This window comes from Nonomuraea sp. NPDC049625, assembly GCF_040675285.1.
In the GTDB taxonomy this organism is placed as follows: Bacteria; Actinomycetota; Actinomycetes; order Streptosporangiales; family Streptosporangiaceae; genus Nonomuraea; species Nonomuraea angiospora_A.
This window is the reverse complement of sequence record NZ_JBFAOQ010000014.1, coordinates 47,341-62,124: the sequence shown is the minus strand read 5'-3', so window position 1 is coordinate 62,124 and position 14,784 is coordinate 47,341. Positions and strand designations below refer to the sequence as shown.

The window sequence follows — 14,784 nt, the reverse complement described above, 5'->3', positions numbered from 1 at the left end:
CCAGTACCAGTAACGAGAGCCCACTTATACTGGTACTGGCGGTAACTGGATAGGATTTGGTGGTTCGCCCCATAGTGGAGACATGAGCGTGGCAGAGGCAAAGCGCATCGACCTGTCGGCGTTCCTGCGTACGCGTCGCGAGCGGATCACCCCCGAGATGGTCGACCTCGCGCCGGGACCGCGCAGGCGGACGCCCGGCCTGCGGCGCGAGGAGGTCGCCCAGCTCGCGGGCGTCGGCGTGACCTGGTACACGTGGCTGGAGCAGGGCCGCCCGATCAACGCCAGCGCCCAGGTGCTGGACGCGATCGCCCGTACGCTCAGGCTCGACGCCGCCGAGCGCCAGCACCTTTACCGGCTGGCGGGCCAGGCGCTGAGCCCGGCCGACACCGACTCGGGCCAGGTGACGCCCGAGATGCGGCAGATCCTCGACCGGCTCGGCGACATGCCCGCCGCCGTGACCAACAGCCGGTGCGACGCCCTGGCCTGGAACGCCGCCTACGCCGCCGTGTTCCCCGAGCTGGTCAGCGCGCCGGAGGGCGAGCGGAACTCGCTCTGGTACACCTGCCTCACCCCCGCCCCCACGACCCTGCTGCTCAACCGCGACCAGGAGCTCGCGCGGGCCGTGGCGGTGTTCAGGGGCGCCTACAGCCGCCACGTGGACGACCCGTGCTGGCAGGACTTCATCCGCCGGCTCAGCTCGGAGAGCGCCGAGTTCGCCCGGTTGTGGGCCAGGCAGGACGTGGCCGAGCCGGGGCCGAGGGTGAAGCGGTTCAAGCACGTGGAGCTGGGGGAGCTGCGCTTCAGCACGACCAGCCTCACGGCCGTGGCCGAGATCCGGCTGGTCGTGTACACGCCGATGGACGACGCGACCCGGGAGGCGATGCGCAGGTTGCTGGAGAAGGGGGAGCCTGCGCGGTAATCCGCCCTGCATGGCATGCTCAATCCCTAAACGACCGGATTCGAGCGGAAGTGGCGGCAGATGAGATTCCCCCGTGCCCTCCCGTTGTTCGCCGTCGCCGCCTCCTTGGTGGCCTGCTCATCGGCCCCCGAGAAAGAGCCGCAGAGCAAGCAGGTGGACCAGCAGGTGGCCGAGTCGCCGACGGCGAAGCCCAAGCCGAAACGGCGGCCGTACACGATCTCCTTCGGCGGGGACGTGCACTTCGAGGGGATGCTGCGGGGACGGCTGGCCGGCCCCGGCACGGCGCTCGGGCCGATCGCGAGCGTGCTGCGCAAGTCCGACTTATCCATGGTGAACCTGGAGACGGCGATCACCACGGGCGGGACGCCGGCGCCGGGGAAGCAGTTCACCTTCCGGGCGCCGCCGACCGCCTTCACCGCGTTGAAGGCCGCCGGGGTCGACGTCGTGTCCATGGCCAACAACCACGGCATGGACTACATGGAGACCGGCCTGGCGGACACGCTGGCGGCGATCAGGACCAGCAAGTTCCCCGTGGTGGGGATCGGGAAGGACGCGGCGCAGGCGTACAGGCCGTTCCGCAAGACCGTGAACGGCAACCGGGTGGCCATCATCGGGGCCACGCAGGTGCTGGACGCGGAGTTCATCCAGTCGTGGACGGCCACCGCCGACAAGGGCGGGCTGGCCTCGGCCAAGGACGAGGCCAGCCTGTTGAGGGCGGTGCGGCAGGCGCGGAAGAACTCCGACACCGTGATCGTCCACCTGCACTGGGGCACCGAGATGCAGAAGTGCCCGAACCCGGCGCAGCTCTCGCTGGCCCCCAAACTGGTCGAGGCGGGCGCCGACGTGGTGGTCGGCGGGCACGCGCACATCCTGCTCGGATCCGGGTATCTGGACAACGCGTACGTCAACTACGGCATGGGCAACTTCGTCTTCTACAACTCCACCCCCGGCACCACGGGCCGGACCGGCGTCCTGACGCTGACCATCAACGGGCGGAAGGTGCTCAAGGACAGCTGGACCCCGGCCACCATCCAAGGGGGTGTGCCCGTCCCGATGACGGGGCCCGCCCGGACCCAGGCGGTCGCGGACTGGAAGGCGCTGCGCTCCTGCGCCGGGCTGGCCGCGCGTCCATGAACGATCTATGCTACTGGACGATTCGTCCAATAGGAGGTCGCGATGCGATGGGTCGAGTCCGGTGACGTGCGGCTGGCGGTCTTCGAGGAAGGCGACCCGGCGAACCCGACGGTGCTGCTGCTCCACGGCTACCCCGACACGCACCGCGTCTGGGACGAGGTGGCCGCGCTCCTGCGCGACCGCTACCACGTCGTCCGGTACGACGTGCGCGGGGCGGGGGAGTCCACGGCGCCACGGGACAGCCGGAACTATGACCTCGACCACCTGATCGCCGACCTCGACGCCGTGATCAACGCCGTGATCGACGCTGGGGGCGCGTCCAAGGTGCATCTCGTGGGGCATGACTGGGGGTCACTCCAGGGCTGGGAGGCCCTCGGGCGGGCCGGGATCCGGGAACGGATCGCGTCCTTCACGAGCCTGGGCGGGCCGGGGCTGCGGCAGGCCGCTCATTTTCTGCGGCACGGGAAGCGGCGGGACGTCGCGGCGCAGCGCATCAAGTCCTGGTATATCGGGGCATTTCAGGTTCCGGTGGTGCCGGAGCTGGCGTGGGGCTCGGTCATGCCGGGGATCATCTCCCGTACGCTGCGGCGCGAGGGCATCGCGCCGCGGCCCGGACATCCGGCGCCGACGCTGGCCGAGGACGGGCGCAACGGGCTCTGGATGTACCGGCGGAACATGGGCGCGGACGGCGATCCGGGCGTCGGCGACGTGCCCGTGCAGATCCTCGAGGCCACGCGGGACGCCTTCGTGACCCCGGCGCTGCTGGCCTCGATCGGGCAGTGGGTGCCCAGGCTCCGGCACCGGAAGGTGGCGGCCGGGCACTGGGCGCACCGGAGCCGTCCCGAGGCGGTGGCCCGGCTGATCGCCGAGTTCGCCGACGGCGCCCACGCCGTGCGGGGGTCGCGGCGGGCCTTCGACGGGCAGCTGGTGGTGGTCACCGGGGCGGGGTCCGGGATCGGGCTGGCGACGGCGCGGGCGTTCGCGGCCCACGGCGCCGAGGTGGTGTGCGCGGACATCGACGCCGACGCGGCGGCGCGGGCCGCCGACGCCATCGCCGAGGATCTCGGGGGTACGGGGCACGCCGTGCAGGTCGATGTATCGAATATCGATCAAATGGAAGATTTTTCGCGAAATATCATCGCTCAATATGGGGTGCCGGACATTGTGGTGAACAATGCCGGGATCGCCGTCGCCGGGTCTTTTCTTGATCATACGGTGGACGACTGGCGCAGGACCGTCGACGTCAATCTGTGGGGCGTCATCCACGGATGCCGGCTCTTCGGCGCCGCCATGGTCGAACGCGGCGAAGGCGGCCACATCGTCAACGTCGCCTCTCTGGCCGCGTTCGCGCCGTCCCGGCTGCTGCCCGCGTACTCGACCTCCAAGGCGGCCGTGAAGATGCTCAGCGACTGCCTCAGGGCCGAGCTGGCCGGGCACGGGATCGGGGTGAGCGCCGTCTGCCCGGGGTTCGTCTCGACGCCGATCGCGCGCAACGCCACGTACGTGGGCGCTGACCTGCGCGAAGACGCCGTACGGGGCCTGGCGCGGCGCGGTTATCCCGCCGAGCGGGTGGCCGCCCACATTCTGCGGGCCGTACACCGGAATCAGGCCGTTGTGCCGGTCAACCTGGAGGGGAAAATCGGGTATGCCCTTTCCCGGATTTCGCCGGGAACGATGCGCGCGCTCGCGCGTCGGAGCGGAACCATAAGAAATCCAGGAATTGGCAGGTAACGATCGCCCATCCGGGAGAAGATGACTGCGTGTCCTCGCCGCAACTCGATGATGATTGCGCCCAGCCCAGAGCCCTCAGGCGCCAGCCGGCCCAGCGCCGCAGCGCACGCCGCGTGGAGCGGATGCTCGACGCGTGCGCGGAGCTACTCGACGAGACCGGATACGAGGCCCTGTCCACCACTCGCATCGCCGAGCGGGCAGGGGTCGCGATCGGGTCGATCTACCAGTTCTTCCCCGACAAACGGGCCGTCACGCAGGAGCTCACCCGGCGCAACGTCGAGGAGTTCGTGCGCAGGGTCGACCGCAGGTTCCTCACGGAGGAATATCGCGGCTGGTGGGAGGCCATCGACGCGATCATCGACGAGTACGTCGACATGCACAGGACGGTCCCCGGCTTCAAGAGCCTCCACTTCGGCGACGCCGTCGACCTCAACCTGCTCGACTCCGACTCCGACAACAACACCGTGATCGCGGGGCGGTTGCGGGGGTTGCTGCTCAAGGAGTTCGGGCTGGCCGACAGCCCGGAGCTCGACCTGGCCGTGCTGGTGGCGGTCGAGGCCGGCGACGCCGTGCTCAAGCTGGCCTTCCGCCGCGACCCCAAGGGCTCACCGGAGATCATCGACGCGGCCAAACAGCTGATCCGGGGCTTCCTGTCGCGCCAGCTGCGGTCCTGGCCGGTGCGCTAGTCCGGCCTGAAGTCCGCCACTTCCTTGATCAGGCCTGCCAGCCAGGCAGGCACCCGCCTCCCGTGCTCGCCGAGGGCGATCGCGGGCACCTGCTGGAACCGCGGGGTGGCCGGCGTCCGCAGGCATGGCGACGACATCGAGGCGGGACGGGCTTCCCTTGCCTCGCGGACATGCAGCCTTGCCTCCAGGGCATGCAAGTTGCGCTCCGCGGATTCGATGGCCTCCAATCGGGCCGACAAATAACCCGCCACACCGGGGACGAGGGCCGCCAACACGACGACACAGGCCAGTGTGAAGGTCATCTGCTTGGACACGCCCATCACAGCCCCCTTGCTCGCGTAGCAGCAAAGCGACCCGTATATGCCCTGTCACCTGGGCGGACACGCTCAGGGTCAGCACTATTGGACGCGGCGTTACCGAATTTGTGACTGACCGGCGATGCGCATTGACCGGGCAAAGCGCCGACTGGCTCGGTAGTCTCGCGGTGTGGCGTATGTGACCCGTGAGCACCTTGATCGTCTGCTTGAGCAGGCCCTATTGGCCGACGACCACAGTTCCTTGGCCAGTCGGCTGTACGACGTAGCGCTCGGCTATTCGTCGGGCGACGTCTCCAGGGCGTCCATCCTGGTCCTCGCTGCCGAAGAATGGCGGGCGGCAGGCCAGCCGGCGCGCGCTATGGAGTGTTTCCAGCGCGCGGTCGAGGACGGCGGCGAGGCGGGCTTCGACCCGCGCGCCGGCATCGCCGACACGCTCTTCGAGCTCGACCGGCCCGATGAGGCTAGGGAGGTCATCGAGACCATACGCGCGGAGGGCGGCGTCTCCACGGCGACCGCTCATACGATCGCCGAGACGCTGGTCGCCTACGGGGACCTCCAGGGAGGGCTCGAATGGGCCACCCAGGCGGTCCTGGGATGCGACGAGAACGATCCGGAGCAGGGGGCGCTCCTGCGCACCCGCTACCGCATCCGGGTCGACCTCGGGCTCCCTGAGGACGAGCTGGACGCCCTCGCCCGCTGACGACCCCACCACCCGGCCCGCCTCGGCTCCCAGGACGGCTCAGAGCCCTCTGGGGCGCCTTCGGGCGGGTCGGTGGTGTGGGCCGCTTAGGGGCGGCCCTGCTGTGACGCCTGCGGGTGGATCGGCTGCGGGTGGATCGGCTGTGGGTGGTTCAGCGCAGCCCCAGCTCCCGCGCCAGCCCCGTGAACCCGTCCACCGCGGGCTGGCCGCCCGGCAGCATCGAGGTGTCCTCGACGCTCTGCACCGCCTTGGGCAGCAGGATGTCGACCACCTGGGACCCGACCTCCGCGACCGGCTCCTTCAGGTCCAGCGGCGACTCGACGGCGGAGCCCGCGATGCGGTTCTGGTACGGAGCGGCGTTCCCGAGCGGCATCTCGGCGGGCAGCTTGGCCACCAGCGGCGTCTGCGGCAGCACGGGGAGGGCGGGCAGCGCGGGCACCTCGGCCACGGTCGCCAGATCCTTCATCGAGGTCGAACCCGGCACCATGGGCAACAGCGCGGGCGAGGCCGAGAACAGCGAGGGCATGCCCCAGTTCGCGGCCAGCCCGCCCAGGTCGGCGATGCCGAGCGCCTCCCGCCCGGTGGCCAGCCCCGTCAGGCCGAGCTGCCTGGCCATCTCCCCGGCCGCCATGGCGAGCTTGTTGCTCTCGGTGGTGACCAGCTTGCCGCCGCGGGCGCCGGCTTCGTCCAGGCGCACCGGGGCGCGCTCCTCACAGTACGTGGCGATCGACTTGGGCGACAGCAGGGCGGGCTCCCCGCCCTTGCACATGTCGGCCGTCGAGGGGGTCGCGGCCAGCCAGGTGATGCCCGCGGTCAGAGTGGCCACCGCGATGATGCTCCGGATCTTCTGAGATGACACGTCACGTCCCTGATCGTTTTCGGTGATCCGACGAACGCTGAACGTAGTCACACATTCGGCCGCGGGCGTGCGGCTTGTCCGAAGAGTGGACCGGACCTTACCAAAGACGTGGCCGGATGACCCGGACATGACACGCCGACCAGGGCCACCACGTGCCGAAACCACGCGCGGAGAAGGACGACACGCCGGAGCCCGGAGACCCCGCCAGGGTCCCCGGGCTCCGGGAGAACGCCGTCAGGCGCGCTGGATCAGGAGTTCGTCGTCCCCGAGGTCGACCTTGACCTTGTCGCCGTCCACGACCTCGCCCGACAGCACGGCCTTGGCCAGCTTGTCGCCGATGGCGGACTGGACCAGGCGGCGCAGCGGGCGGGCGCCGTACAGCGGGTCGTAGCCCGTCAGCGCCAGCCACTCGCGGGCGGCGGGCGTGACCTCCAGCGCCAGCCGGCGGTCGGCCAGGCGCCGTGCCAGCCGCTCGACCTGCAGGTCGACGATCTGCGCCAGCTCCTCCGTGCCCAGCGCGTCGAAGAGGATCACGTCGTCGAGCCGGTTGAGGAACTCCGGCTTGAACGCGTTGCGCACCGCGCCCATGACGGCCTCGCGCTTGGCTCCGTTCTCCAGCTTGGGATCGATGAGGAACTGCGACCCGATGTTGGAGGTGAGGATCAGGATCGTGTTGCGGAAGTCGACCGTGCGGCCCTGCCCGTCGGTCAGCCGCCCGTCGTCGAGCACCTGGAGGAGGATGTCGAAGACCTCGGGATGGGCCTTCTCGACCTCGTCCAGCAGCACGACCGTGTACGGGCGCCGCCGGACGGCCTCGGTGAGCTGGCCGCCCTCCTCGTAACCGATGTAGCCGGGAGGCGCGCCGACGAGCCTGGCCACGCTGTGCTTCTCGGAGTATTCGCTCATGTCGATCCGGGTCATCGCCCGCTCGTCGTCGAACAGGAACTCCGCCAGCGCCTTGGCCAGCTCGGTCTTGCCCACACCCGTGGGCCCGAGGAACAGGAACGAGCCCGTCGGCCGGTCGATGTCGGCGATGCCCGCCCGGCTGCGGCGTACGGCGTCGGAGACGGCCTGTACGGCCTTCTGCTGGCCGATCAGCCGCCTGCCCAGCTCGTCCTCCATGCGCAGCAGCTTGGCCGTCTCGGCCTCCAGGAGCCGCCCGGCGGGGATGCCGGTCCACGACGAGATCACCTCGGCGATGTCGTCGGCCCCGACCTCCTCCTTGACCATGGCGTTGTCCGGCGGCGCCGCGTCGGAGGCGGCCTTCAGCGCCTGCTCCAGCCGGGGCACCTCGGCGTACATGAGCCTGGAGGCGGCCTCGAAGTCGCCGTCGCGCTGAGCCCGCTCGGCGGCGCCGCGCGCCTCGTCGAGCTGCTTCTTCAGCTCGCCGACCTTGTTGAGCCCGGCCTTCTCGTGCTCCCAGCGGCCGACGAGGGCGTTGAGCTCCTCCTGGCGGTCGGCCAGCTCCTTGCGGAGGCGTTCGAGCCGCTGGACGGAGGCCTCGTCGGTCTCCTTGGACAGGGCCAGCTCCTCCATCTTCATCCGGTCGACGTTGCGCTGGAGCTGGTCGATCTCCACGGGACGGGAGTCGATCTCCATGCGCAGCCGCGAGGCGGCCTCGTCGACCAGGTCGATGGCCTTGTCGGGAAGGAAGCGGTTGGTGATGTAGCGGTCGGACAGCGCGGCCGCGGCCACCAGCGCGCTGTCGGCGATCTGCACCTGGTGATGGGCCTCGTAGCGGCTCTTCAGCCCGCGCAGGATCGCGATCGTGTCCTCGACCGAGGGCTCGCCCACGTAGACCTGCTGGAAGCGGCGCTCCAGCGCCGGGTCCTTCTCGATGCGCTCGCGGTATTCGTCGAGCGTGGTCGCGCCGATCATGCGCAGCTCGCCGCGGGCCAGCATCGGCTTGAGCATGTTGCCCGCGTCCATCGCGCCCTCGGCGGCCCCGGCGCCCACGACGGTGTGCAGCTCGTCGATGAACGTCACGATCTGCCCGTCGCTCTCCTTGATCTCGGAGAGCACGGCCTTGAGCCGCTCCTCGAACTCGCCGCGGTATTTCGCGCCGGCGACCATCGCGCCCAGGTCGAGCGAGATCAGCCGCTTGTTGCGCAGGGACTCGGGCACGTCGCCGGCCACGATGCGCTGGGCCAGGCCCTCGACGACCGCGGTCTTGCCGACGCCGGGCTCGCCGATGAGCACCGGGTTGTTCTTGGTGCGCCGGCTGAGCACCTGGACGACGCGGCGGATCTCGGAGTCGCGGCCGATGACGGGGTCGAGCTTGCCGGCGCGGGCGCGCTCGGTCAGGTCGACGCCGTACTTCTCCAGCGCCTGGTAGGTGTCCTCAGGGGTCTCGCTGGTGACGCGGGCGTGCCCGCGTACCTTCTCGAACGCGTCGAGCAGCGCCTGCGGCGTCGCGCCCTGCGACTTGAGCAGCTCGGCCATCTGGCCGCCGTCGGCCGCCAGGCCGACCAGGAGGTGCTCGGTGGAGACGTAGAGGTCTTCGAGCCGGTTGGCGTGCTGGGCGGCGGTGTTGAGCACCGTGAGGAGCTGGCGGGAGCTCGACGGCGCCCCCACCGTCGCGCCCTGCGCCTTGGGCAGCGCCGCGAGCTGCTCCTCGGCCCGCGCCCGCAGCGTGCGCCAGTCGGCGCCGACGGCTTCGAGCAGGGGTGCGGCGGTGCCGCCCGTCTGGGAGAGCAGGGTGGTCAGCAGGTGGGCCGGGGAGATCTCAGGGTTGCCCTCCGCGGCGGCACGCCGCATGGCACCCGAGAGCGCTTCCTGGCTCTTCTGGGTGAGCTTGTAGTCCATTCTTTCTATGCCCCCGGTGGCAGCTCATATCGGATCAACGCTCTGACCATGCGCATCTCGGCACGCAGGCGGTGAACCTCCTCACGCAGCCGCAGAGCTTCGTTCTCGAGTTCGAGGATCCGCTTGATGCCCGCGAGGTTGATGCCCTCCTCCTGGGAGAGCCGCTGCACCTCGCGCAGCTGGATGATGTCGCGGGTCGAATAGAGGCGGCCGCGCCCCGCCGTGCGGCCAGGACTGACCAGGCCCAGCCGGTCATACTGGCGCAGCGTCTGCGGGTGGAGCCCCGACAGCTGCGCGGCCACCGAGATCACGTATACAGGTGTGTCATCTGACAGGTCGAAATAATTGGCGTCCATCGGCTACTCGCTTCTGGCTCGCTGAATCAGCTCAGCGCGCGGGTCTTCACCCGCGGTCGCGGTGTTGAACTCGTTGAGGAGCTCACGTGACTTGTCGTCGAGCGTCTTCGGCACCACCACCTCGACCATGGCGAGCAGGTCTCCCTTGGTGCCGTCCTTGCGGGTCACGCCCCTGCCGCGCACACGGAACGTGCGCCCGTTGGGCGTGCCCGTGGGAATGCGCAGCGTGACCGGCATGCCCTTGAGGATCGGCACCTTGATCTCCGCGCCGAGCGCCGCCTCCGTGAACGTCACCGGCACGGTGATCGTCAGGTTGTCACCCGACCGGCCGAAGACGGCGTGCGGCTTGACATGCGTGAGGATGTAGAGGTCGCCGGCGGGCCCGCCGTTCTCGCCCGGCGCCCCCTTGGCCTTGAGCTTGACCCGCTGGCCGTCGGCCACGCCGGCGGGGATGCGGGCCTGGATGGTGCGGGTGCTCTTGGCCCGGCCGCTGCCCTCGCACACGGGGCAGGGGTCGTCCACGATCAGCCCGCGGCCCTTGCAGTCGCGGCAGGGCTCGGAGAAGGCGAAGTTGCCCAGGTTTCGGCTGGCCGCGCCCGTGCCCTCGCAGGTGGGACAGACCCTGGGGGTCGTGCCCGCCTTGGCGCCGGTGCCGGTGCACGCGGCGCAGGCGGCCGAGCTGGTCAGCCTGAGCGACACCGTGGTGCCCTCGACCGCCTCGGTGAACGTCAGCGTGACCTCGGACTCGATGTCCTGGCCACGCCTCGGCCTGGACGTGGTGGTCGTGCGGGTGGTGCCGCCACCACGGTTGAACAGCCCGCCGAACAGGTCGCCGAGCCGCTCGCCCGCACCGCTGCCGGTGTTCTGTCCGGTGCCGCCGAACAGGTCGCCGAAGTCGAACGGGAACCCGCCACCACCGGGCCGCTGGCCGCCCACCCCGGACCCGAACAGCGTGCGCGCCTCGTCATATTCCTTGCGGCGCTTGGTGTCGGACAGGACGTCGTAAGCCTCGGAGACCTCCTTGAACTTGGTCTCCTTGGTCACGTCGCCCTGGTTGGTGTCCGGGTGGTACTGCCTGGCCAGCTTCCGGTAGGCCTTCTTGATCTCTTCGGCGGTGGCGGTCTTGGGCACACCAAGGACGGCGTAGTAGTCCTTCTCCAGGAAGTCCTTGGTGCTCATCTACGGCCCTTCGTCCTCGTTGTCAGTTTTCGTCGTCGTCATTGGACGCGGGAGTGGCGTCCCCGGGCTCCGCGACGGCCACCCGCGCCGGGCGCAGCACCCTGTCACCCATCCGGTATCCGGGCTGCAGCACCTCGATCGCGGTCGGCTCGGTGACCTCGGATGAGTAGCTGTGCATCAGCGCTTCGTGGACGGTCGGGTCGAACAGCTCGCCCTTCTGACCGAAGGCGCTGAGGCCCAGCTTGGTGACGGCCGCCTCCAGCGACTCGGCCACCTTCGCGAAGCCTCCGGTGAGCTCGCCGTGGTCGCGGGCCCGGCCGATGTCGTCGAGCACGGGCAGGAGCTCCACCAGCGCGCCCGCGACAGCCTGTTCCCTGACCGCGGCCCGGTCGCGCTCGACCCGCTTGCGGTAGTTCACGTATTCGGCCTGGAGTCGCTGCAGGTCCGCGGTCCGCTCGGCGAGCTGGGCCTCCAGCTCGCCGTTGGCGAAGACCTCCGCCGCCGGCGGCTGGGCCGCCTGGTCGGCGACGGTGGTGTCCCTGACCTGCCCCGTGTCCGGGTCGATCTTGCGGTTGTCGCGGATCACCGGCTCGTCATGCCCGTTGTCGCGCGGCGGCATCACTTGTCCTTCTTCGGCTCGTCGTCGACGATCTCGGCCTCGACCACGTCCTCGTCGGCCTTCTGGCCGTCACCGGCGGCGGCGTCCTGCGGGGCGCCCTCGCCACCGGCCTGCTGGCCCTGGCTCGCGGCGTAGATCGCCGAACCCATCTTCTGGCTGACCGTGGCGAGCTTCTCGGCGGAGGTGCGGATGACGTCGGTGTCGGTGCCCTCCAGAGCCTTCTTCAGCTCGGACAGGGCGTCGTTGACCTCGGTCTTGATGTCGCCGGGGACCTTGTCGTCGTTCTCGCGGAGGAACTTCTCCGTCTGGTAGGCGAGCCCGTCCGCGTTGTTGCGGACCTCGGCCTCCTCGCGGCGCTTCTTGTCCTCCTCGGCGTACGACTCGGCCTCGCGCATCATCCGCTCGATGTCGTCCTTCGGCAGCGCGGAGCCGCCGGTGATCGTCATCGACTGCTCCTTGCCCGTGCCCAGGTCCTTGGCGGAGACGTTGACGATGCCGTTGGCGTCGATGTCGAAGGTGACCTCGATCTGCGGGATGCCGCGCGGCGCCGGCGCGATGCCGGTCAGCTCGAAGGTCGCCAGCTTCTTGTTGTACGAGGCGATCTCGCGCTCACCCTGGAAGACCTGGATCTGCACCGACGGCTGGTTGTCCTCGGCCGTGGTGAAGACCTCGGAGCGCTTGGTCGGGATCGTCGTGTTGCGCTCGATGATCTTGGTGAAGATGCCGCCCTTGGTCTCGATGCCCAGCGACAGCGGGGTCACGTCGAGCAGCAGGACGTCCTTGACCTCACCCTTGAGCACACCGGCCTGCAGGGCGGCGCCGATGGCGACGACCTCGTCCGGGTTGACGCCCTTGTTGGGCTCCTTGCCGCCGGTCAGCTCCCTGACCAGCTCGGTCACGGCGGGCATGCGGGTCGAGCCGCCGACGAGCACCACGTGGGCGATGTCGGAGACCTTGATGCCGGCGTCCTTGATGACCTGGTGGAACGGGCCCTTGGTCCGCTCGAGCAGGTCGGCCGTCAGCCGCTGGAACTCGGAGCGCGTCAGCTTCTCGTCGAGGTGCAGCGGGCCCTCGGACGAGGCCGTGATGTAGGGCAGGTTGATGTTGGTCTCGGACTGGCTGGACAGCTCGATCTTGGCCTTCTCGGCCGCCTCGCGCAGGCGCTGGAGCGCCATCTTGTCCTTGGACAGGTCGACGCCGTGCGCGTTCTGGAAGCGCTTGACGAGCTCGTCGACGACGCGCTGGTCCCAGTCGTCACCACCGAGGTGGTTGTCGCCGGAGGTGGCCTTGACCTCGACGAAGCCGTGGCCGTCCTCCTGGCCGACGTCGAGCAGCGACACGTCGAAGGTGCCGCCACCGAGGTCGAAGACCAGGATGGTCTGGTCCTGCTCCTTGTCGAGCCCGTAGGCGAGGGCCGCCGCGGTCGGCTCGTTGATGATGCGGAGCACGTTGAGGCCCGCCACCGTGCCGGCCTCCTTGGTGGCCTGGCGCTGGGCGTCGTTGAAGTAGGCGGGAACGGTGACCACCGCGTCGGTGATCTTCTCGCCGAGGTAGGCCTCCGCGTCCTGCTTCAGCTTCTGCAGGACGAAGGCGCTGATCTGCTGGGGCGAGAACTTCTTGCCGTCGATCTCCTGGGACCAGTTGGTGCCCATCTCCCGCTTGACCGATCGGATCGTCCGGTCCACATTGGTGACGGCCTGCCGCTTGGCGACCTCACCGACGAGGACCTCGCCGTTCTTCGCGAAGGCGACCACGGACGGCGTGGTCCGCGAGCCCTGCGCGTTGGCGATGACGGTGGGCTCACCGCCCTCGAGGATCGAGACGACGGAGTTGGTCGTCCCAAGGTCGATACCTACCGCACGTGCCATGAGTACGTCCTTGTAGTCAAAGTTGAGTCTTGTGGACTCAAGGTACGAATGCCGGTCGTCTTTGTCAAACGACTTGAGCCTACTCGACTCAACCCTCGTGAGCGCACCGGCATTCCCTCTAACGGCGGCGGATCCGCGGAAGGTTCCTGAGCATGAAGACGCCCCGGCACGGGGCCGGGGCGTCGGGCCGCATGGCGCCCTACTTGGAGCCGTCGACGATCTTGCGCTTGCCGATCGGCTTCTTGAGCGTGATCGTCGTGGTCTTCTCGATCGCGATCATGATGCACGACACGTTCCTGGCCTTGGGCGCGGTGCCCTCGTACAGGGTGACCGTGACGAACTTGGGCGACTCCTTGACCTTGACGCGGTCCAGCACCGTGCACGGGGCGACGCCCGACCACCAGGTGAGCTGGACCTTCCGCTTGGACACCGCCCTGGCCTTGGTCCAGCGGACCTTGTGGACGTTGATGGCGTTGCCGGTCGGCTTGACCGGCTGTGGGCCCTTCTCGGGGCTCGTCGTCGGGGTGGTGGTGACCGGCTCGGCCACGGCGGGCGGTTTGGCCGGGACCGCCGTGGAGGCCCGCTCGGCGGGCGCCGCCGCGCCGCAACTCGTCGCGAGCACCAGACAACCGGCCAGGAGAGTCGCAGTCATTGCACGCATACCCATTCGACGGACAGGAGTGTTCCGCGGTTCATCATGCCCCGGTTTAGTGTGGTTCACGTGCTCCGTCAGGCCCTTATTGCCATATCCAAGAGCGAACGCGCCGAGCGCCTCATCTCGACGTCGCCGCTGACCGCGGGCGTGGTCGGGCGCTTCGTCGCCGGCGACGTGCGCGGGGTGATCGGCGAGCTGACCCGCAAGGGGCTGCTCGTCACCGTCGACCACCTCGGCGAGGAGGTGACCGAGCAGGCGCAGGCCGAGGAGGGGGTCACCGAGTACCTGCGGCTGCTGGCCCTGCTGCCCGCCGGCGCCGACGTGTCGGTCAAGCTGACGGCGCTCGGGCTGCGGCTGTCGGAGGGGCTCGCGTTCGACCACGCCGCCGCGATCTGCCGGGCCGCCGCGGCCCGTGACGTCACGGTGACGCTCGACGCCGAGGAGCACGACACGATCCCCGGCCTGCACTCCGTGCACGCCGCGCTGCGCAAGGACCATCCCGACGTGGGCGTGGTGGTGCAGGCGTACCTGCCGGACTCGCTGGATCGCTGCGAGAAGCTCGGCGGGGCCCGGGTGCGCCTGTGCAAGGGCGCGTACACCGCCCCGGGGGCCTACACCAGGCCCGCCGACATCGACCGCTCCTTCGTACGGTGCCTGCGGGTCCTGATGGCCGGCACCGCCTACCCCATGGTCGCCACCCACGACCCCAGGCTCGTACGGATCGCCTCCACGCTCGCCGTCCTTGAGGGCCGCGACGCCACCGGCTACGAGCACCAGATGCTGTACGGCGTGCGCCCCGACGAACAGCTCCGCCTGGCCGGGCAGGGCGCCAGGATGCGCGTCTACGTCCCCTACGGCTCCGACTGGTACGCCTACCTCATGCGCCGCCTGGCCGAACGCCCCCGCAACCTGGCCTTCTTCCTCAGGTCGCTGGTGAGCCGACGGTAGGCTGCCCC

The 14,784-nt window shown here is 69.6% G+C and carries 13 protein-coding genes and 1 pseudogene; 6 read left to right on the top strand and 8 right to left on the bottom strand.

The genetic code is table 11. The features are described from left to right. Nucleotides 1–82: 82 nt before the first annotated feature. The 4 genes from AB0J87_RS44480 to AB0J87_RS44465 all read left to right on the top strand — a co-directional run bounded on the left by AB0J87_RS44480 (nt 83) and on the right by AB0J87_RS44465 (nt 4,470). Nucleotides 83–919: a helix-turn-helix transcriptional regulator gene (locus AB0J87_RS44480; RefSeq protein ID WP_363976836.1), complete on the top strand. Its 837-nt coding sequence runs from the start codon at nt 83–85 to the stop codon at nt 917–919. A gap of 60 nt (nt 920–979) precedes the next feature. Then, complete coding sequence (locus tag AB0J87_RS44475) at nt 980–2,053, top strand: CapA family protein (protein ID WP_363976833.1); 1,074 nt, start codon at nt 980–982, stop codon at nt 2,051–2,053. A gap of 42 nt (nt 2,054–2,095) precedes the next feature. Further along, nucleotides 2,096–3,784: an SDR family oxidoreductase gene (locus AB0J87_RS44470; protein ID WP_363976830.1), complete on the top strand. Its 1,689-nt coding sequence runs from the start codon at nt 2,096–2,098 to the stop codon at nt 3,782–3,784. A gap of 122 nt (nt 3,785–3,906) precedes the next feature. Continuing rightward, nucleotides 3,907–4,470 carry a TetR family transcriptional regulator gene (locus tag AB0J87_RS44465; RefSeq protein ID WP_350739856.1) on the top strand — a complete coding sequence of 188 codons (564 nt, stop codon included), beginning with the start codon at nt 3,907–3,909 and terminating at the stop codon, nt 4,468–4,470. Here AB0J87_RS44465 and AB0J87_RS44460 read toward each other — a convergent pair. After that, nucleotides 4,467–4,790, bottom strand: coding sequence for a hypothetical protein (locus AB0J87_RS44460; protein ID WP_350739711.1), 324 nt, complete (start codon nt 4,788–4,790; stop codon nt 4,467–4,469). The two genes, AB0J87_RS44465 and AB0J87_RS44460, sit on opposite strands and share 4 nt — an antisense overlap. A gap of 238 nt (nt 4,791–5,028) precedes the next feature. Here AB0J87_RS44460 and AB0J87_RS44455 point away from each other — a divergent pair, with 238 nt between their 5' ends. Beyond that, entirely contained in the window at nt 5,029–5,487 is a 459-nt protein-coding gene (locus tag AB0J87_RS44455; protein ID WP_225963876.1) for a tetratricopeptide repeat protein, read from the top strand. Nucleotides 5,488–5,638: 151 nt separating this feature from the next. Here the strand turns inward: AB0J87_RS44455 and AB0J87_RS44450 are convergent, their stop codons facing one another. From AB0J87_RS44450 to AB0J87_RS44420, 7 genes and pseudogenes are all read right to left on the bottom strand, one after another. Continuing rightward, a complete protein-coding gene (locus tag AB0J87_RS44450; protein WP_363976826.1) occupies nt 5,639–6,346 on the bottom strand; it encodes a hypothetical protein in 708 nt (235 codons plus the stop codon). Nucleotides 6,347–6,580: 234 nt separating this feature from the next. Then, nucleotides 6,581–9,151 (bottom strand): ATP-dependent chaperone ClpB, encoded by a 2,571-nt coding sequence (clpB, locus tag AB0J87_RS44445; protein WP_355210196.1) that lies wholly within the window; start codon nt 9,149–9,151, stop codon nt 6,581–6,583. A 74-nt stretch (nt 9,152–9,225) separates the two neighbouring features. Next, a pseudogene (locus AB0J87_RS44440) lies at nt 9,226–9,507 on the bottom strand (helix-turn-helix transcriptional regulator); the annotation flags it as partial. A gap of 3 nt (nt 9,508–9,510) precedes the next feature. Continuing rightward, nucleotides 9,511–10,686, bottom strand: a complete 1,176-nt coding sequence (gene dnaJ, locus AB0J87_RS44435) for a molecular chaperone DnaJ (protein ID WP_363976823.1) — start codon at nt 10,684–10,686, stop codon at nt 9,511–9,513. 22 nt (nt 10,687–10,708) lie between these two features. Beyond that, a complete protein-coding gene (gene grpE, locus AB0J87_RS44430) occupies nt 10,709–11,305 on the bottom strand; it encodes a nucleotide exchange factor GrpE (protein ID WP_363976820.1) in 597 nt (198 codons plus the stop codon). Then, nucleotides 11,305–13,173 carry a molecular chaperone DnaK gene (gene dnaK / locus AB0J87_RS44425; RefSeq protein ID WP_350739729.1) on the bottom strand — a complete coding sequence of 623 codons (1,869 nt, stop codon included), beginning with the start codon at nt 13,171–13,173 and terminating at the stop codon, nt 11,305–11,307. Before dnaK ends, grpE begins: the two co-directional genes overlap by 1 nt. A gap of 199 nt (nt 13,174–13,372) precedes the next feature. Continuing rightward, a complete protein-coding gene (locus AB0J87_RS44420; protein ID WP_355210204.1) occupies nt 13,373–13,825 on the bottom strand; it encodes a hypothetical protein in 453 nt (150 codons plus the stop codon). 69 nt (nt 13,826–13,894) lie between these two features. Between AB0J87_RS44420 and AB0J87_RS44415 the strand changes: the two genes are divergently transcribed. Next, nucleotides 13,895–14,776, top strand: coding sequence for a proline dehydrogenase family protein (locus AB0J87_RS44415; RefSeq protein ID WP_363976816.1), 882 nt, complete (start codon nt 13,895–13,897; stop codon nt 14,774–14,776). Nucleotides 14,777–14,784 lie beyond the last annotated feature (8 nt).

Excerpts from the sequence above, each read along its gene's own strand:
- grpE (WP_363976820.1), bottom strand. The coding sequence starts at position 11,305 with ATGCCGCCGCGCGACAACGGGCATGACGAGCCGGTGATCCGCGACAAC.
- dnaJ (WP_363976823.1), bottom strand. The coding sequence starts at position 10,686 with ATGAGCACCAAGGACTTCCTGGAGAAGGACTACTACGCCGTCCTTGGT.
- clpB (WP_355210196.1), bottom strand. The coding sequence starts at position 9,151 with ATGGACTACAAGCTCACCCAGAAGAGCCAGGAAGCGCTCTCGGGTGCC.
- AB0J87_RS44475 (WP_363976833.1), top strand. The coding sequence starts at position 980 with ATGAGATTCCCCCGTGCCCTCCCGTTGTTCGCCGTCGCCGCCTCCTTG.
- AB0J87_RS44465 (WP_350739856.1), top strand. The coding sequence starts at position 3,907 with ATGCTCGACGCGTGCGCGGAGCTACTCGACGAGACCGGATACGAGGCC.
- AB0J87_RS44420 (WP_355210204.1), bottom strand. The coding sequence starts at position 13,825 with ATGACTGCGACTCTCCTGGCCGGTTGTCTGGTGCTCGCGACGAGTTGC.
- AB0J87_RS44460 (WP_350739711.1), bottom strand. The coding sequence starts at position 4,790 with ATGGGCGTGTCCAAGCAGATGACCTTCACACTGGCCTGTGTCGTCGTG.
- AB0J87_RS44480 (WP_363976836.1), top strand. The coding sequence starts at position 83 with ATGAGCGTGGCAGAGGCAAAGCGCATCGACCTGTCGGCGTTCCTGCGT.
- AB0J87_RS44470 (WP_363976830.1), top strand. The coding sequence starts at position 2,096 with ATGCGATGGGTCGAGTCCGGTGACGTGCGGCTGGCGGTCTTCGAGGAA.
- dnaK (WP_350739729.1), bottom strand. The coding sequence starts at position 13,173 with ATGGCACGTGCGGTAGGTATCGACCTTGGGACGACCAACTCCGTCGTC.